The organism is Photobacterium satsumensis (assembly GCF_050336935.1).
Classification (GTDB): Bacteria; Pseudomonadota; Gammaproteobacteria; order Enterobacterales; family Vibrionaceae; genus Photobacterium; species Photobacterium satsumensis.
Genome location: NZ_JAKJSK010000010.1, coordinates 104,771 through 122,692, shown reverse-complemented (window position 1 = coordinate 122,692; position 17,922 = coordinate 104,771). Strand labels below are relative to the sequence as shown.

Annotated in this window: 16 protein-coding genes; 10 read left to right on the top strand and 6 right to left on the bottom strand. The window is 44.1% G+C overall.

Annotated elements, in window-relative coordinates; all coding sequences use genetic code 11:
* Position 1 precedes the first annotated feature (1 nt).
* Both L4D79_RS20580 and L4D79_RS20575 read right to left on the bottom strand, forming a co-directional pair.
* Positions 2–2,380, bottom strand: a complete 2,379-nt coding sequence (locus tag L4D79_RS20580) for a DNA polymerase II (protein ID WP_428653838.1) — start codon at positions 2,378–2,380, stop codon at positions 2–4.
* 21 nt (positions 2,381–2,401) lie between these two features.
* Positions 2,402–3,172, bottom strand: coding sequence for a nucleotidyltransferase domain-containing protein (locus L4D79_RS20575; RefSeq protein ID WP_428653837.1), 771 nt, complete (start codon positions 3,170–3,172; stop codon positions 2,402–2,404).
* A gap of 241 nt (positions 3,173–3,413) precedes the next feature.
* On the opposite strand from L4D79_RS20575, the gene L4D79_RS20570 reads away from it, so the two are divergent.
* The 3 genes from L4D79_RS20570 to L4D79_RS20560 all read left to right on the top strand — a co-directional run bounded on the left by L4D79_RS20570 (position 3,414) and on the right by L4D79_RS20560 (position 6,059).
* The gene (locus tag L4D79_RS20570; RefSeq protein ID WP_428653836.1) at positions 3,414–4,988 is read left to right on the top strand and encodes an EAL domain-containing protein; all 1,575 of its coding nucleotides are present in this window, start codon (positions 3,414–3,416) and stop codon (positions 4,986–4,988) included.
* Between the two features lie 42 nt (positions 4,989–5,030).
* The gene (gene efpL, locus L4D79_RS20565) at positions 5,031–5,600 is read left to right on the top strand and encodes an elongation factor P-like protein EfpL (protein ID WP_428653834.1); all 570 of its coding nucleotides are present in this window, start codon (positions 5,031–5,033) and stop codon (positions 5,598–5,600) included.
* 132 nt (positions 5,601–5,732) lie between these two features.
* Complete coding sequence (locus L4D79_RS20560) at positions 5,733–6,059, top strand: HI1450 family dsDNA-mimic protein (RefSeq protein ID WP_255042716.1); 327 nt, start codon at positions 5,733–5,735, stop codon at positions 6,057–6,059.
* Between the two features lie 72 nt (positions 6,060–6,131).
* On the opposite strand, the gene emrD is transcribed toward L4D79_RS20560, so the two are convergent.
* The 3 genes from emrD to L4D79_RS20545 all read right to left on the bottom strand — a co-directional run bounded on the left by emrD (position 6,132) and on the right by L4D79_RS20545 (position 8,910).
* Positions 6,132–7,313 carry a multidrug efflux MFS transporter EmrD gene (gene emrD / locus L4D79_RS20555; protein WP_428654099.1) on the bottom strand — a complete coding sequence of 394 codons (1,182 nt, stop codon included), beginning with the start codon at positions 7,311–7,313 and terminating at the stop codon, positions 6,132–6,134.
* A gap of 417 nt (positions 7,314–7,730) precedes the next feature.
* Entirely contained in the window at positions 7,731–8,330 is a 600-nt protein-coding gene (locus L4D79_RS20550) for a GTP cyclohydrolase II (RefSeq protein WP_428653831.1), read from the bottom strand.
* Between the two features lie 379 nt (positions 8,331–8,709).
* Positions 8,710–8,910 carry a hypothetical protein gene (locus L4D79_RS20545; RefSeq protein ID WP_428653829.1) on the bottom strand — a complete coding sequence of 67 codons (201 nt, stop codon included), beginning with the start codon at positions 8,908–8,910 and terminating at the stop codon, positions 8,710–8,712.
* A gap of 352 nt (positions 8,911–9,262) precedes the next feature.
* On the opposite strand from L4D79_RS20545, the gene L4D79_RS20540 reads away from it, so the two are divergent.
* Together L4D79_RS20540 and L4D79_RS20535 are read left to right on the top strand one after the other, a co-directional pair.
* Complete coding sequence (locus tag L4D79_RS20540; RefSeq protein WP_428653826.1) at positions 9,263–10,777, top strand: EAL domain-containing protein; 1,515 nt, start codon at positions 9,263–9,265, stop codon at positions 10,775–10,777.
* 185 nt (positions 10,778–10,962) lie between these two features.
* Positions 10,963–11,868 (top strand): manganese-dependent inorganic pyrophosphatase, encoded by a 906-nt coding sequence (locus L4D79_RS20535; RefSeq protein ID WP_428653824.1) that lies wholly within the window; start codon positions 10,963–10,965, stop codon positions 11,866–11,868.
* A gap of 70 nt (positions 11,869–11,938) precedes the next feature.
* On the opposite strand, the gene L4D79_RS20530 is transcribed toward L4D79_RS20535, so the two are convergent.
* The gene (locus tag L4D79_RS20530) at positions 11,939–13,114 is read right to left on the bottom strand and encodes a patatin-like phospholipase family protein (RefSeq protein WP_428653822.1); all 1,176 of its coding nucleotides are present in this window, start codon (positions 13,112–13,114) and stop codon (positions 11,939–11,941) included.
* 330 nt (positions 13,115–13,444) lie between these two features.
* Here L4D79_RS20530 and L4D79_RS20525 point away from each other — a divergent pair, with 330 nt between their 5' ends.
* From L4D79_RS20525 to L4D79_RS20505, 5 genes are all read left to right on the top strand, one after another.
* Entirely contained in the window at positions 13,445–14,038 is a 594-nt protein-coding gene (locus L4D79_RS20525; protein ID WP_428653820.1) for a hypothetical protein, read from the top strand.
* A gap of 388 nt (positions 14,039–14,426) precedes the next feature.
* Entirely contained in the window at positions 14,427–15,914 is a 1,488-nt protein-coding gene (locus L4D79_RS20520; RefSeq protein WP_428653818.1) for a sodium-dependent transporter, read from the top strand.
* Complete coding sequence (locus L4D79_RS20515) at positions 15,911–16,012, top strand: MetS family NSS transporter small subunit (protein WP_107348747.1); 102 nt, start codon at positions 15,911–15,913, stop codon at positions 16,010–16,012. The genes L4D79_RS20520 and L4D79_RS20515 overlap by 4 nt, the downstream gene beginning before the upstream one ends.
* A 225-nt stretch (positions 16,013–16,237) precedes the next feature.
* Complete coding sequence (locus L4D79_RS20510; protein WP_428653815.1) at positions 16,238–16,753, top strand: hypothetical protein; 516 nt, start codon at positions 16,238–16,240, stop codon at positions 16,751–16,753.
* Between the two features lie 159 nt (positions 16,754–16,912).
* Positions 16,913–17,911, top strand: coding sequence for a DUF2860 domain-containing protein (locus L4D79_RS20505; protein WP_428653813.1), 999 nt, complete (start codon positions 16,913–16,915; stop codon positions 17,909–17,911).
* The last annotated feature ends 11 nt before the right edge of the window (positions 17,912–17,922 follow it).

Below are 17,922 nucleotides of genomic sequence, written 5' to 3'. Positions count from 1 at the left end.
TTTAAAATAATCCTAACTGCGGAGCGGTAATATCATCAAAATGTTTACCAATGAAAGGTAAAATACCATCGGCTACCGGCCTTAACTGCTTGTCGATGTAATGCTCGTAATCTATCAGGCTTTGTTGGGCTTCAACCGGTTCTGGACCATTAATGGTGATCACATACTCAATCCAACCGCCGTTTTGATATTGCAGTGATCGACCTTGACGCTGATTCATTTCATCAGCCATTCTCGCAGCCCTGACATGAGGCGGGACATTTTTTTGGTATTCCGATAAGTTACGCCGTAACCGCTTACGGTACACCAATACATCGTCATATTTCCCGGCTCGGGTATCTTCCACGTATTGCCTGACATACTCTTCCACTTCCTCGTCATGAAACACATGGTGGTACAAGGTTTGCTGAAAAGTCTGTGCCAACCGAGTCCAGTCCGTTCGTACTGTCTCGAGTCCTTTATAAACCATTTCCTCTTGGCCATTGCTGATCACCAAGCCGGCATAACGTTTTTTACTGCCCGTTTCCTGGCCACGGATCGTCGGCATCAAAAATTTGTGATAGTGGGTTTCGTACTCCAACTCCAGCGCGGATTCAACGGCATACTCGTCTTGTAAGTGTTCAGTCCACCACTGATTGATATAAGCCACCAGCTCACGGCCTATTTCATCGGCTTTATCTGCTGAATGGGCATGTTTGAGTGACACAAAAGTCGAGTCGGTATCACCATAGATCACCTCATAGCCCTTGCCTTCAATCAGTTCACGGGTGGTTTTCATGATCTCATGCCCGCGCATGGTAATCGACGAGGCCAAGCGGTGATCGAAGAAACGGCAACCTGACGAGCCCAGCACACCGTAGAAGGAATTCATGATGATTTTAATCGCTTGAGAAAACGCTTTTTCCCCATCGCGCTTGGCTTGATCCCGCGCCGCCCACAACGATTCGATCATTTTCGGTAAGAAGTGCTGGGTTCGATGAAAGCGCCCTCCCCTGAAACCGGCAATGGCTTGATCGTCCCCTTTACCTTCTTCGAGTAACAAGCCTTCAATCAAACCGAGCGGATCGATTCGGAAGGTGCGAATAATAGAGGGATACAGCGACTTGAAATCCAGCACCAATACCGATTCATACAACCCGGGTTTCGAGTCCATGACATAACCGCCAGGGCTAGCAATCCAGTTTTCACTATCCAAACTCGGAGCCACATAACCTGCACGATGAAGCTGAGGCAAGTAAAGGTTGGTAAAAGCCGCGACTGAACCACCAACTCGATCAAGCTCCACACCGGTCAAACGGCTTCTCTCGATAGCAAAGTCAAGCAAGTGGGTATGGTCGAAAATGCGCGTTACCAACTTGCAATCTTGCAGGTTATATTTGGCCAACGAGACTTTGTCTTCACGGAACATCTGGTTGATTTCCGCCATTCGGTCATGGACGTTATTTATCTCTTTGCCTTCTCCCAGCAGTTCACGGGAGACCGACTCCAGAGACCAAGAGCGGAAATTGTAGGTGGCGGTTTTCAGGGTATCGATACCGTCTAATACCACACGTCCAGGGATAGAAATAAAACCTTGATTAGGATTCTGGTTAGACTGTCGCCAATGAGGTGGCTGCTTCCCTCTGCCCATGCGCAAAGTAATTGCGTTCCATTCCGCGCGTTTAAGCAGCAAGCGAAAATCGAAGTCAATCACATTCCAGCCGATAACAATATCAGGATCGAATGCTAGAAACCATGCTTCCAAGGCGAGTAATAACGCTTTTTCTGAATCTACCCACTGGATCCAGTCGTGTTCTTCCTTATCACAGGACGCCTCTCCCACCATAATAACCCGGCTGTCTTTATCGCTATGTAAGCCAACCGAATACAGAACCCCTTTCTCAGAACACTCAATATCTAGCGACACAACCGATAATTGGGGCTTATACGTTGCTGATTTTGCTTTAACCTGATGAAACTCATCGAAGCCTGCCTTGGTCGTCTGCTTCCCGGAAAAAGCAATACCACCACAAATAAACCGCTCCATCAAAAAACGGTCGGCTAAACGGATATCTGACTCAAATGCCTCTATGCCAGCCACCGTTAAGATCTGAGGTAGCTGAAGGCTATCTTTTATCGAATGGCAGTAACAAGCCGACATGGCTTCATGCTGGAAGTTTTTTAAAGCCAATGGCTTCCACTCAACACGTATACCCACTTTATGGAGTTCAGCTTGGGCCGTTGCTTGATCTTGCTGACGAATAAAGCACACCGGCTTATCGTTATTGATCACCAGCCTGGCTGGCCCATTGTCGGTGCTAACCCAAAGCACAATCTCTGTTTGACCGCGAACATCGCGGCTTTGCCTTGTTAATACAAAGCCTTTTGACTGAGTTTGCAAAAACACCTCGTTTGTTTGGCATTAACCAATTTTACGTTCAATCTTATCAAATTCAGTGACTATCCACTGGCCGAAGTCATTCATCATAAACAATACCGCTTTTTTAGGGACCTGTTGACCCGACACCAACATGAAAAGACGCTCTATCGCCACTTTATGCTGAGGGTAAAAAGTCAGAAATTGCTCAGCGGCTTGGTCTATCGACAACGCTAATATGCCAGAGCGGTGAAAGACCAAGGAATAACACGACCAAATCATTTTTTTTGCAACATCACGGCACAAAGATAAGTAATGGGATACAACCCGTGTTGCCATGATATTCCGGCGGTAGTCATTAAGCTGCATCGGTAAATCATCATTCATCGACTTACCAATTTCCCAGCTCGGCTCAAAGCAGCCGAATCGGCTGGAGAGATCATCACCATACACACACACGCAGCAATGCTTCAACCAGAAGCCCCACTTAAAGATCGCAGCGATATCAAGCACCTCGTGCTTCATCAAAAACGTTACTTGAACGGCGACAATTTGCGGCCATTGATGCTCTACCCGACTGACAATACTATCAAGTATTGCGTGCTCCGACGGCGTCAGCGCATGGGCCGTGACTAAGGTGACATTGAGATCTGAACGGCCAGGTACCGCTTCCAGTCTGGCAATACTACCCGCGATATAGACGCTATGGAGATCGGGTACACAACGTTTTAGTTGATGAACAAGATCGTCAACAATCTGCTCGAACATCGGCTGAAATGTGGATGGACAATCTAAAGCAGTTAAAGCTCGTGTCACTGATATTCCTCTAAATTACTGCTGGCTACGTAATTATATCAAATAGCACCCCATCATGAGCTATTCCTATCACCGATTGAACAATAAACAGGCACCTCATGACAGATAATTGTCATTATTTAAAAGTAAAGCGACAAGATACTGACCAAGCTGTAAAATATTTATAATATTACACATTTCAATGTAATTACTAATGAAACTATTATAGTATGCGCGTACTTATTGGCTTCGACTAAACATAATGAATATAAAGAATCAATTTTATATATTTATTAGTATGATTTTCATTGGCTTAGTAACATTCTTTGCCTACGTTAATGCCTACGCGTTAGCTAAGTCAGAAGACACGGCCAAAGCATTGATGTCATCAATAAATAGTGAAATATCTGCGCTTGAAAAGCAATTAACATCAATCAGCACTTTATATCCAGACTGCAGCGAAGAAAGTCGGATCTCACTTGAGACGATGACATTAAATAATAGTCTTCTCAAAGAAGTTATTTTCATCAGGAATAACACCACTATCTGTAGTGACCGAAGTACGACCCTAACGGTAGAAGAGGTGGCCGATTTCGAGATCGATAAGCTAATGCCTGATCAGAAATACGGAATCTATCAAATGTATGATAAGAAAAGCGGGAACACCGCTATTTTCTTTATGATGCATATTAACTCTGGCTGGTATCAACTCCACTTTGATAAGAAGTATCTTGAGTTATGGATGAAGGAAATTTCCAGTCACCATAATGTATATGCGTATATTTATGATAAAAGCCGTAAATATATTTCGAATCTTCATAATATTAATACTTCTGATTCAATATACTATAAGACTTTTATGGAGTCTGAAATTTTCCCAACAGGAATCGCTGTTGGCTATACGCAACCATTATTGCTAAGCCTTATATTAAAGTTTCTACCAACTGGCATTCTTCTGATAATAATTAATGCCACGGGTATATCTTTAATTACTCGTTATTATATTTTTAAGCGCGTGCCTTTACATGCGGAAATTCAAAAAGGGATCTATAACAAAGAGTTTTATGCTGAGTACCAACCGATTGTCTCGGCTAATTCAGGACAATGGATTGGTGCCGAGCTCCTTGTCAGGTGGTTGCACCCAAAAAAGAAGAAGGTCATGCCTGCTGAGTTTATTCCTGCAGCAGAGCAGTCCGGACAAATCAATGCCATCACTTTACAATTGCTTGAGCAAGCAGCACAAGATAAAGCTTCGATGATATCAATTGATAGGCCGTTTTACTTATCTATCAATGTAACCGCCTCGATGATCGCTTCTCCACATTTCGTGCAGGCTGTCACAGCTATAATTTCGCATAACCCACGACTGCAAAGCGGGATTGTTATGGAATTTTCAGAGCGTGAAAACTTCTCCAACACCGATGTATCACTGCTACAAAATGGTATGCAGGCGCTGCGTGATCAAGGCATAAAGTGGGCGTTGGATGACTTCGGGACAGGATATGCTGGGCTTTCTACCCTACAGGCACTCAGTTTTGACATAATCAAGATTGACCGTGCGTTTGTCGCGGCCTCAGCCACAGACTCAGTCACCAAGTCAATTCTTGGTAACATAGCCCAAATAGGCCATAACCTTAATTGCCTTTTAATTGCAGAGGGCGTAGAAACCATGGAGCAAGCTGAGCACGTTAAAGCGTTGGACATCCAAAGCTGCCAAGGTTTTTTCTACGCTAAACCTATGCCTTTTGAACGTTTTTTAGCTAAATTCAAAGTGCACTCGACACTTCCCGAAGAAGTTAGCCCTTCGGTTCAGGAAATTGTTGGTGTTCAGCCTTAACCGTGGTAATTTTCGGTTTTTATCAACAGAAAGATATATCCCATGCCAAGAGCTAGTGAAATAAAGAAAGGTTTTGTCATTGTAACCGGCGGTAAAACGCTGTTAGTCAAAGATATTGAAGTTACAACACCTGGCGGCCGTGGCGGTACAAAAATCTACAAAATGCGTTGTACCGACCTAGCGACAGGCCACCGTGTTGACGAACGCCTAAAAGCTGATGATGTGGTAGATACTGTTGAAATGACTAAGCACGCAGTCGCTTATTCATACGCTGAAGGTGAAAACATCATCTTTATGGATACAGAAAGCTTCGAGCAGTACACCTTCAACGCTGAAGATATTGCTGATGAAATGCTATTCATCAATGAAGATACCCAAGGTATTCATGTCATTCTGGTTAATGAAAAAGCAGCAGGCCTAGAGCTGCCTTCATCAGTTGAGTTGGTTATCGAAGAGACTGACCCTTCAATTAAAGGTGCGTCAGCATCAGCTCGTACTAAGCCAGCACGCTTTGCAACTGGCCTGTCAGTACAAGTACCTGAATACATTTCTACAGGTGAAAAGGTTAAGGTCAATGTCCAAGAACGTAAGTTCATGGGCCGTGCTGACTAACTAATATCAACGTAGTTATCAAAGGGAAGCCAAGCGCTTCCCTTTTTTATTTCAAGGCAAAAAGCTGAAACTTGCACCTTCATATTGCTTGGGTATACTGCCCTTTCAATCAACCAATGACAGATAGAGTTCATGGATACACCAAACCTAATTTCTTATGACGACGTTATCGATGCCGCTTATGACATCTTCCTAGAGATGGCTTCTGATAACCTTGAGCCTGCCGACGTATTGCTTTTCACTATGCAATTCGACGAGCGCGGTGCTGCTGAGCTAGTTGAAACGAAAGATGACTGGGCAGAGCACGTCGGCTTTGACGTTGACAAAGAAGTATATGCCGAAGTGCGTGTTGGTCTGGTAAATGAAGAAAATGACGAGTTAGACGATGTTTTCGCTCGCCTTCTTGTGAGCCGTGATCCTGACAACAAATTTTGCCACGTTTTATGGAAGCGTGACTAAGCAAAATTAAGTCACAATAGTGAAAAAGGCGGAGCCATCTTCATGGCTCCGCCTTTTTATTTGTCTTTTGGGCTATACCAAAACAGGGGTGTCATGATGGTCACTGCGGCGTACCCACAATAAGCTCAGCACAACCAGTATCGCCATCACCACCATTACAGCACCCAAGCTATACTGATCTTCTGCTCGCATCATGGATGCAGCTAATGTCGCCAGGCCTGCACCAAGGTTTTGTAACCCCCCTAATACAGCTCCTGCTGTTCCAGCATGATGTGGAAAAGGTTGGATAGCTGCAGTGGTCGCTGCAGGGAATAGCACACCAGCCCCGATAAAGTAAACAAAAGCACCGCCGATCAAAGAGCTTACAGTGACCAATCCCGCCATACCAGGAATGAAAATAGCCAATGCACCTGCAATGATCGCTAGCATACCCAAATACATCACCCGAGTATTACCAATTTGTTTAGCCAGTACTGCTGATAGCCAAGACCCCGCAAGGTAACCCGGTAGAGGCAGAATAAACAGCAAGCTTACCGTCTTTGGATCCAGCTTAAGCACGCTGCCCAGCAATACCCCTGCAGCCGCTTCAAACACGGCGATACCAGCAAATGTGGCAATCAGGCAAAGTACATACCCCTGAAAACGGCGGTTGCCAAGAACATAGCGATAACTTACCAAGACTCGTTCATTTCGGCGGTTCTCTTTCGGTAATGTTTCAGTAAACATGAACATCATCGCGATAGTGACAATGGTACCGAAAATCAACAAGAACCAGTAACTTGCTTGCCACTCAAATACAGATGAAAGGAAACCTCCCAGCACTGGTGCGATAAGCGGTGAGAAGATCACCCCCATACTGACCAAGCTATTTGCACGGTGAAGTTGCTCACCGTCAAAACAATCGCGAGTGACAGTACGGCACATTGCGCCACTACAGCCAGTACCCATCCCCTGTACGAAAGTCGCAACGAGGAACCATTCAAAGCTAGGTGAAAGCAGTGCTGCAATAGAACCCGCTAAGAAGATCACCATACCAACAATGATAACTGGGCGACGCCCTATCCTGTCAGATAACGGTCCATAGATAAATTGTGACAAGCCGTAAGGGATCAAATACGCTGCCATAACCGCCTGCAGGTATGCCGATTTAACTGAGAAAAAATCCGACATTGCAGGAATAGAAGGCACATACATGGTTTGGGTCATTTGCCCTACAGCAGCAAGAATGATTATTAGAAATAACAATCGTGCCATGCTTGAAGAAGGTGATTGCTGTTTCACAGCCGGTATCCTCATTACAGAATAATATATTGGGAAGCTGCGTCATCTTTGATGAATTTCATTAACAAGTGAAATTTAATGCTATTTTTTGGAGTTGACGCAGAATATACGCTTGAGGAGGTGCTCTTTACTAGATTCAACCCCTGAAAAGTTAATCGAGATATTATAGCTGAACAGTAATTATGGCAAGCAGTTAGACTATGTTGTAGCACGATTGTTTATTATCAATCGCATTAGAAAAAATAATGGATCTATACGATATTTTGCTTCTCTTTTTACCGTGAATGAACCACAAAAAAATTAGACGACGAGTATTGAGTGAATAAAAAGTCGAATTCTACGCAAAAAAAACCCTGCGTATGCAGGGTTTGGTAGACGTTTGAGCGCAAATCAATCAAAGTGGAAACGGTGTTTACCGTGTGCAGCTTTGGTTTTTAGATAGTTTTCGTTGCCATCTTTAACATGCGCTTTAGTACCCACTACTTCTGAAATCACAATACCCAGAGCCTCAAGCTCACGGATCTTTTTCGGATTATTGGTGATCAGGCGAATTTCTTTCAAGCCCAACGCAGCCAGCATATAAGCGGCTTCAGAAAATTCTCGAAGATCGTCACCAAATCCTAGGTGATTATTTGCTTCGTAGGTGTTCATACCCTGACTTTGTAATTCATAAGCATCAATCTTGTTGTAAAGACCGATTCCGCGTCCCTCTTGACGCAGATACAGTAGAACACCGCCCTGCTCGCCCATTTTTTCGATGGTTTCATCTAGCTGCTCACCACAGTCACAACGCGATGAATGAAAAACATCACCCGTTAGGCATTCAGAATGCATGCGTACAAGTGGCGGTATAGAACGCTGATCGGCATTTTGGAAAATCACGGCAACGTGCTCTTTGCCTGACTCTAACCCGTTAAATGAAAGCAGTTCAGCAGGAATATCACTTCTTTGACCGACTTTAAAAGGCACACGGGCCCTTACTTTAACCATGTTGTTCCTAAGTACTTCTACAGACAAATCAGCAGCGGCAATCAGAGCGATACAAAGCCTCACAGTTAAGGCTACAGGCTTGCTGTTTGACTGACTATTCTTTACACAACACCCAGCAGTTGAATACTCAATGGTACCGCTATCGCTAAGGTATTACTCTTTAACTCGGGTTGATAACTCGGGTTGTTATACCCAAGTAACTTCAAGAAACTTGGTTCAACGTGAAGTCACTTGGGTATAACCCGTAATGATATCTAAAATTATTGCACTAAAACAGCGTAAAGGCATAGGTTGCTGGTTATCAGAGCAATATCGATCCCACCACTGGTTATGTTATAACATAACAACACAAAAGAAAAAACCACAACTTAAACAGGGTTTAATGGGTACTGACCTGATAATAGTCTTTTGACCTTTGGCTCTGGAAAATACACGCAGACATCAAAGTAAAGCAGACGACCGACGCCATGATCACCGACAACCGTAACCAATCATCCCCCATCATCAAACGGATTGTGATCATGCTGTAGGTAACTTGCAACCACTTCAACGCGACTAGCCCTAAGCTTATAGACATCATATAGGGAACCAGGCGATGACGAAGAATGAGCAACAGTGGAAAGGCTATTAATAACAGGCATGGTACCCATGCTCCATAGCGTAAGAAGTGTGCCGCTAGTAACCAAAAACTTGCAACGATAGGCAACATTCGCAATAACATTTCAACCCCCTATAAAGAATCATTACCTATACACCTTTATGGGATGGATATAAAGATATATCTGCTAATCAATGCGTTGTAGATAACAAGCAATTACCTTTATTACACAACTGCAATTTTTTGCCGTCAATCAATGTATCCCCCCTGTTATATCCAATAAAGTTATGTTTCAATAGCGCCCTTTTGAACAACTCATATCCTTTTGATGAACATGACTCTTTGGTTACGTTGGCGATTCCCAATCCTGGTCTTTTTACTGGGTGCTACCGCTATTGTTATGTCTTCACAACCGATAAGCCATTACTTGTTCAAAAGTGAAGTCGAAAAGCGGCTCGAAAACATCCATATATTCTACCAAGAAAGATACCTGAATGTTGGGCGCGAATTACAAGAGCTCATAACGGGACTTAACTTCACCTGCACCCAGCAAGATATCTCGTTATTACGAGAGACTATTGAGCAATCAACCGGTATTCAGCTGCTAGAACTCCAGACCGCAACAGGCCATTGCTCTGTCTACGGAAACAACGTTCCACTGATCAAAGACTTTGACAAAAGCAGTCGTGTTATTGGGTATGACACTGTCGACTTTAGCTATGACGTCGCCCCTTATCATAACCACCGCCTTAAAGTTCACTACCGCCTTCCCGAAGCGAGCTTGATCCTGATCACTGAGCCGGTACAACATGTCTTCACGCAAAGTGAAGTTTGCAAAAACTGCACAGCAATGACCTTGAGCCGAGATGGCGAAGAAATTCAGGTTTATCCTATGCAGGGGGCTGAGCAATATTTCCACATTGCGAGAAAAGGTTTTGGCCCCAACTACGCGTTCAATGTCTATGCGACAGAGAGTGGGATTAGCTACGTGACAGAAAATGATCTATTTATCACTCAGCTATTACTGTTTTTTATGCTGCTATCTGGCTGCTTGCTGATTGGGTTATACCGCACGCCTGAGCGAACACTCAAAGAGATGATAGCGCACGGCTTATTAAAAAAAGAGTTCATCCCCTTTTATCAGCCAATCATTGATACCCAATCTGGAAAGATGACCTGTTGCGAGGTGTTAATTCGCTGGCAACGGCCTGATGGGGAGCTCATTTCACCTAACCAGTTTATTCCTATTGCGGAGCACAATGGGCAAATTAAGCTGTTGACGGTTTACCTGCTTGAACTCGTTATTGACCACTTTCAAGACGAGCTCATTGCTGATGCCGATTTTTATGTCAGTATTAACGTTACGCCACAGCAACTGGAAGATGACGAATTCCTTGCCACCACGATCAACTTACTGACGCAAAGAAGAGTCCCTGCCCATCGGTTAGCGTTCGAAGTAACAGAGCGGATCCCGTTCAAGAATTTGGCAAAAGCCCGTTCAATTATTCAACAGCTGACTGATTTTGGTATATCCATAAAACTCGATGATGCCGGTACCGGTTATGGCGGTTTTAGCTACCTGCAAAACCTGCCAATCGATACATTGAAAATCGATAAAATGTTTATCGACACTATTGGTACCAACGATCTGAAGTCGAATATTCTTGACTCTATTATCCTGTTTGCCAAACATGCTGGGCTAAAAGTGATTGCCGAGGGGGTCGAGACAGCGGCACAGGTTGAATATCTGCATCAGCGTGATATCTACTTGATGCAAGGTTTCCATTTTGCCAAACCGATGCCATTTAAAGAATTTCACCAGTATTTACAACAAGATCTAAAGGTATAAGCTCGCTAATTTAGCTGCGATATTAACCAACCAAGAATTTTTTGCGCAACTTCAATTGTTATTTTTGCCAGAAACTCTAAAATTGCCCGGTTACATTCCTGTAGCACCTGTCACAAAACAGGCTCAGGATAAATTAATTAGTCTTACTGCTAACAAGCAGTGATTGACGCAGTAAAGGAAACGACATGATTCAAGTAGTTGGTCACAAAAACCCTGATAGCGATAGCATCTGTTCAGCACTTGTTGGTGCTGCTCTTCTTAAAGCTCGTGGCGTTGAAGCTAAAGCTGTTCGTCAAGGTGAAATTAACCGCGAAACACAGCACATTCTAACAACAGCCGGTGTTGATCAACCTGAAATGTGTACGGGTGTTGCTGGCGAGAAAGTTTGGCTAGTTGATTACTCTGATCTAGCACAAGCACCGGATGACATCGCTGATGCTGAAATCGTCGGTATTGTTGACCACCACCGTCTAGGTGACGTGATGACGGTTAACCCACTTGAAGCATGGATCTGGCCTGTTGGTTGTACATGTACCATCATGTTCAACCTATTCAAGATGGAAAACGTAGAAATCACACGCGAGCTAGCGACCCTGATGATGTCTGCAATCCTGAGCGATACTGTTGGTTTTGCTTCTCCAACGTGTACCCAGAAAGACAAAGATGCAGTGGCTGAGCTTGCTCCACTAGCGGGTGTTGAAGATCTAGACCTGTTCATCAAAGAGCTACTGATCGCTAAAACTGACATCCAGGGCCTATCTGCTGCTGAACTAGTAGAAAAAGACCTAAAAGCATACCCGTTTAAAGAGCGTAATGTTGTTGTTGGTCAAATCGAACTTGCGACTCTTGAGCAAGTTGAAGACATGATTGCAGAGCTTGAAGCTGATCTTCAGCGTCGTTGTGACGAAGAAGGTCTAGCAATGGCCGCTCTGATGCTAACTGACATCACTACCAGCACAACGCGTCTACTTTACAAAGGTGAGTGGAACGATGTGCTAGATACTCATGCTAAAGATGGCATGCTGATGATGGAAAACACGCTAAGCCGTAAGAAACAAGGCTGGCCTTGGCTACAGACCGTACTTGCTTAATCGCTGGTACTTCTTGCTAATGAAAAAAGGAACGCTATGGCGTTCCTTTTTTGTACTCGAAAAACGTCGTTTATCGTCTTAAAGCCGAAGTCTCATTTAATATATCGGCAAAATGAGAGACAAATTCACGGCCTATCAGTTTACCTTCACGATAATCTATCTCCAGATCGTCCTTACTGCTTAACAATGCTCGACTCTTCAAACTTTTTTCTGGTGCAATTTGAATGATTTGTAAACCTTCGGGTGGAGAAAGCATAAATTCATGTGCCCCCTGGTAGGTGGTATAATAGCGATTAAGCATATCTATCACCTCGAGCCGCTTATTATTGCCTGTCAGTGCGAGGAATCGCTCGATGTTATCAGCCGAGAGTAAGCTCCAGCTTTTACCTCTACCTGTGGATTCAGCTTCAGGATCTTTGTCACGCCAGTTCAGCTTCAAACTCTCGAATTTCGTCGTCAGTTCTCCGTGCAGTGCTTTTACCTTATCCAAAGATTCATTTAAGCTCAGCCGGTCAATATAATCAGGAAGCGCTACTTCCACCTTACCTCGCCAATCATCAAACCGGCTGCTTTCATCTTGAGGCAATGACACGGGTTCAGTTCTGACCACAATCACCAAATCAGCGCCGCGCAGCCAAGCTTCCTTCACCGGTACGGCAGCACTGACTCCACCATCAACCCACTCCAAATCGTCGAAGTTAACCGGTTGGTTGTAGATCACAGGTATTGCACATGATGCCCGTAAGACTTCGCACCAGTTATCCTGGTACATGGGTATGTAGATATCTTGCAGCGTGTCTTTACGGGTGGCACAAGCAAACGCGCGTCGATGACGCAGCACCTCCCTTGCAGCAACAACATCTAACGGTAGAGAACCATGGGGACGAACGGCTTCCAGAGCCCAATCGAGATTCATCGGTTTCTGCTGACTTAGATACTTATATAAATTGAAAAATTCATTGTCAGTGGTGTAATTAACAATGAAGTCATAACCGAAACGAGGTTGGCGGCTGATATAAGAAGATAAGTTTAGCGCACCAGCAGACGTGCCTATATAAAGCTCGAATGGGTCGAAGCCTCTTTCCAGAAAAGCATCAAATACCCCGGCAGTAAATATGCCGCGTTGCCCCCCTCCCTGTACAACTAACGCGATTTTTGTCTTTTCCGCATTGAGTAACTGGCGCGAAAAGTTGTTAATTAAAGGTAAATCGAATGCCTTTAAGCTAAACGGTAAATGATTTGTCATACCCCTGACTCACGTACTACAGGAATCTTGTACAGGTAGTATACCGTCCCTAGTTAAATAAAAACTTAACCTGATCGATATTTCACTTCATTATTAATAGGTTACGCAGTAACTGACACTATACCAAAGCCCATAATGATAGTCATGATGCTAATTGCAGTGAACACAGCTAGTTTCAATTCAAAGTCCATAAAAACCCCATCCCTTCCAAGGTGATTAACAAATTGTTAACTCTATTTTAGGGAGAGTTCAAGATTCTGGCTAATGAAAAAGCAATAATATAAGAAAGCTGTCACACTTATCTTTATGTTTGCGCTATTGGGTAATGGTATGAAAACAGGTCATTTATCTTTAATTTTCGCAGGATTGTTAACGGTATCACATACGGTGACGGCCAATACTATCTATGTGACACCCTATGTTGGCTACACTTTCTCCAATTCAATCACTGATGATAATGGCGTTAATATTGAGCCTGAAAATGATCCTCATTATGCCATGGCTATCGAGACCGACCTAGACAAGGGTCGTGTGGGCTTATTTGTCAGCCACCAACCTACGGATTATGAAACCTTTACTGATTCTGGCTCTTTGACTTATGTCCACTTTCAAAGCTCGCTGCGTTTCGAGACTTTTCAACACTTTAATGCATTTGCTGGAGCCAGTATTGGTGCCACTATTGTCGATGCTGACTGGAGTGATCAAGATCTTGTCTTTTCAGGCAGCTTCTTAGGTGGGTTAGAATATAAAATTAGCCAAAACTTCTCTGTCTTATTCGAAGGGCGTTGGCTAGTAAACTTGATGGAAAGTGACACCACCACTATCTGTAACCTACCTGAAGGCAATCAGACGTGTAACATCAGGGTGAATTCTGAGTGGATGACCCAATTCCAAACCAATCTTGGTTTTACCTACGCATTTTGACTACTAGGCCATTTACCGGTTACACACCAGTGAATTTACACACTGGTGTGTGGATTCGCTATTAATTGGCCAAGATGCAGACTTAATCAATGGATTTGTAAAATAATATTTCCAACCACGCATTTTCTCTCGAGCTAGTTTTTTACACCAGCAAGAAGCTGCTCACAGTTTTCTTGACTAGGATCTCAAGCAAAACCAAAAATTAACAACTACCCAATTATATTTTCACAACCCTACTCTCTATTGCTTTACATATCCACTCTAGTTAATCTCATTCCATCAGCGTGGTCTTACCTTTCAATTCTCGCGCTAAGTATTGATATTAATTGGAATAATTCTCTGACTAATCCTATTTCTATAGTGATTTGCAGTACATAAGGAGATGTATATGAAACGAGAACAATGGGGCTCACGCGCTGGATTTATTCTAGCGGCAGTAGGCTCTGCAATCGGCCTGGGGAACATCTGGCGTTTCCCATATATGGCTTACGAAAATGGTGGTGGCGCCTTTTTTATCCCTTACCTTTTTGCCATGCTCACCGCCGGTATCCCTTTTATGATCATGGAATTCAGCCTTGGTCATAAGCTTCGTGGTGCCGCACCAAGAGCTTTTTCCAAGCTCGGCCTAAAGTTTGAGTGGCTGGGTTGGTTCCAAGTATTTATCGCAGCAATCATCGCCGTTTACTACGTGGCGATTATCGGTTGGGCGATATCTTACCTAAGCTACTCATTCACTCAAAGTTGGGGCACGGATACCAACGCCTTCTTCTTTGGCGAATATCTGAAGCTAGGCGATAACAGTCCTAGCCAGTTAGGTAGCCTGCAAAGTCATATTGCTATCCCGATGGCAATTGCTTGGGCGATCACTTTTGCTGCAGTCTTTACCGGTGTCAAAGGTGGTATTGAGCGCGCAAGTAAGATCATGATGCCTTTGCTGTTTATCATGGTCATCGCATTGATTGCCCGCGTTGCCTTCCTTCCAGGTGCGCTAGATGGACTGAATTACCTGTTCCAACCAGATTTCAGTAAGATCATGGATGCCAAGGTATGGTCTGCGGCATACGGTCAGATCTTCTTCACCCTGAGTGTCGGCTTTGCCATCATGATTGCTTACTCCAGCTACCTGCCTGAGAAATCTGATATCAATAACAACGCCTTTATGACAGTACTCATCAACTGTGGCTTCTCTATCACTGCAGGTGTATTGATCTTCGGAGTATTGGGCTACATGGCGCAAGAACAAGCCAAACCTATTACTGAAGTGGTGTCGGCCGGTGTTGGCTTGGCGTTTGTTACCATCCCGGCTGCGATTAACTTACTACCCGCGCCGTACATTTTAGGCCCACTGTTCTTCTTGGCTTTGGTCGTTGCCGGTTTGAGCTCGCACATTTCGATAATCGAAGCGGTTACTTCAGCTATCATCGACAAGCTAAAAATCACCCGTAAGCTCGCCGCTTCTTTAGTCTGTGGTATTGGCTTTGTTGTCTCGATGGCATTTGCCACCAATGGCGGCCTACTGCTACTTGACTTGGTTGACTACTTCATCAACAACGTTGCCCTTCTGGCTAGCTGCCTTGTTGAGCTTGTCGTCATTGCATGGCTACTGAAAGTGTCTGATATCCGTAACTATGTAAACGGCATCTCTGAGTTCAGCATCGGTAAATGGTTTGAAATCTGTATCCGCTTCCTAAGCCCAGCAATGCTGGCGGTTATTCTGGGTACCAACCTGGTTAATACATTCAATGAAGGTTACGGCGGTTACGCAGCCTCTGATCTTCTGATGTTAGGCTGGGGCCTAGTGGCAGCAATGTTTGTTGTTGCCGTTATTATCAATGTTTCATCGAAACCACAGCCACAGCAGGAGGCAAAGCTATGACAACAGGTGCAATTATTATGATGCTTTTCGGCTTGGGCATTACATGGGGCGGCGCAGCTTACTGTATTTCCGTCGCGATGAACAAGCAGAGCAAATAATCCGCTCACTTTAACCGATTGAACAAGGAGGCCATTGCCTCCTTGTTTTTTTGCTCCTAATTATGTTAACAATGATCCATTCTCGTAAAGAATCCTTTTCCTTATGGCAATCAGATAGCTACAATCGGGAATTCAGGAGATAGCGGCAGATAAAAGCACAGTAAAACAATACGCCGCCTTATAACTTTCACAGCCCAATGAAAGAGAAATCATCAAGGAACAGAAATGAAGTTAGCAGCATTTATACTCTCAACAGCACTTATTCCTTCCATCACTTTTGCTTCATCGACCAGTTGCGAAAGTGAAAAATACCATCAGTACATTGACGCCTCTCTCAACTGGTATGAAAACCTGGTTGAATTGGCGGTAGAAAAGGAGCCAAACCTCAACGAGGTCGGCCAATGGTTCCTTGAAGGCCGCAAACATCACTTCGAATTAAACCGCGATGCCTTCGACTGGTACCTCGCCAATGACAAGGACAAACTGGCACTTTCTCTGCCGGTTGAGTCATGGCTGAACCTAACGCAACAAGATGTTAAAGCCTTATCTGAAGAACAAGGTTCTGAGTTAGGCGAAGCGGCAAAATTGGCCTTTGATGACAGGCAGAGTAAACCTCACCCGCAGAACTACGCCTTACGTAGTGCTTTTGCCGAGCTGCTCACCCATCCGGGAAATATCGAAAAGCCACTCAATGCCTATAACGAAAAAATGGCGGCGATTGCTGAAATCGAGTGTAAGTAAGCATAACGCCTGATGCCCAATAAAAATTTTATATTAATTGGGCTAATATCTTATGTTTTTCAATTGTATACCTTCGCAGATTCATACATGATTAACGGTTTTTTGCTATGGTCAATTCACCTACTTTCGCAATAAACCCTTAATTAGGCAGGAACCAATATGATAACCCGGCACGCGAGCTCATTACTCTTTCTCATACCTGCAGCTTGCATTTCAAGTTATGCACACGCTAACCAGCCGCAGCTATGGTCTGCAGGCTTTCATGCTGATATCTCCCTATTTACAGGATATTCAGAAAGCCGCTCTCCGTTTAATACCGATGACAGCACCATCGATGAGTATGGTAAGGCTGATAAAGAAAGTGACTTCCTTGTTGCCCCGCTCGGTACCATTAGCTATACCAATCAAGCCCTAGACAAGCAGGTTTACTTTGGTACCAGCCGCTCAGATTTGGCATTCGGCCGCTTCCATGTTGAATTGGGCTACAAGCACAAGCTTGAAGATAAAGGAACCTTGGTTGTGAGCTATGTTCCGGGCTTGCTAACCACTGAAACCTGGCAAGACCCTTATCTGCTAGACCAAGCACGAACGAAAACAGACAGTAAAATCAAAGGGCTGCGTTTCCAGTATAACCAGATCCTTGGCAGCAACTTCTCGTTGGAGTTGTCAGGGGGAAACCAAGATCTTGATGAAGAAACCAGCGGTGCTAGCCAAGACCACCTGACCGATGAAAAGAAAAAAACACTCGACCGGCAATCTGATATCTATTTTGCCCAGCTAAGCCACTTTATGCCAATTAGCCGAACACAATTCCTACGATCAGCCATCAGTTATACCCGTAACGATGCGCAAGGCGACGCAATGGCAAGTGACAGCTTCGGCGCAGAGCTGGGTGTGGTACAGCGAGTCAACAAAGCCAGCTTTGCTCTCACATTCAGCTATAACTACGTTGACTTTGATGAGCAAAACCCAATTTTCGAGCGTACACAACAAGATGACAAGTGGGGTATGTTCCTTGCGTCACAATATGATGAGCCTATGGGCTGGAAAAACTGGAATTTTGTCTCACTAATAGGCTATAACCAAGGTAATTCAAACATCAGTTTTTATGATGAAGAAAGCTTACTTTTCACCGTAGGTATGAACTACCGGTTTTAATTTTTTTCGAC

Bases quoted from the DNA above. Each gene is read 5' to 3' on its own strand.
- L4D79_RS20505 (WP_428653813.1), top strand. From the start codon at position 16,913: ATGATAACCCGGCACGCGAGCTCATTACTCTTTCTCATACCTGCAGCT.
- L4D79_RS20545 (WP_428653829.1), bottom strand. From the start codon at position 8,910: ATGATGTCTATAAGCTTAGGGCTAGTCGCGTTGAAGTGGTTGCAAGTT.
- efpL (WP_428653834.1), top strand. From the start codon at position 5,031: ATGCCAAGAGCTAGTGAAATAAAGAAAGGTTTTGTCATTGTAACCGGC.
- L4D79_RS20550 (WP_428653831.1), bottom strand. From the start codon at position 8,330: ATGGTTAAAGTAAGGGCCCGTGTGCCTTTTAAAGTCGGTCAAAGAAGT.
- L4D79_RS20570 (WP_428653836.1), top strand. From the start codon at position 3,414: ATGAATATAAAGAATCAATTTTATATATTTATTAGTATGATTTTCATT.
- L4D79_RS20510 (WP_428653815.1), top strand. From the start codon at position 16,238: ATGAAGTTAGCAGCATTTATACTCTCAACAGCACTTATTCCTTCCATC.
- L4D79_RS20525 (WP_428653820.1), top strand. From the start codon at position 13,445: ATGAAAACAGGTCATTTATCTTTAATTTTCGCAGGATTGTTAACGGTA.
- L4D79_RS20540 (WP_428653826.1), top strand. From the start codon at position 9,263: ATGACTCTTTGGTTACGTTGGCGATTCCCAATCCTGGTCTTTTTACTG.
- emrD (WP_428654099.1), bottom strand. From the start codon at position 7,313: ATGGCACGATTGTTATTTCTAATAATCATTCTTGCTGCTGTAGGGCAA.
- L4D79_RS20515 (WP_107348747.1), top strand. From the start codon at position 15,911: ATGACAACAGGTGCAATTATTATGATGCTTTTCGGCTTGGGCATTACA.
- L4D79_RS20535 (WP_428653824.1), top strand. From the start codon at position 10,963: ATGATTCAAGTAGTTGGTCACAAAAACCCTGATAGCGATAGCATCTGT.
- L4D79_RS20530 (WP_428653822.1), bottom strand. From the start codon at position 13,114: ATGACAAATCATTTACCGTTTAGCTTAAAGGCATTCGATTTACCTTTA.
- L4D79_RS20520 (WP_428653818.1), top strand. From the start codon at position 14,427: ATGAAACGAGAACAATGGGGCTCACGCGCTGGATTTATTCTAGCGGCA.
- L4D79_RS20560 (WP_255042716.1), top strand. From the start codon at position 5,733: ATGGATACACCAAACCTAATTTCTTATGACGACGTTATCGATGCCGCT.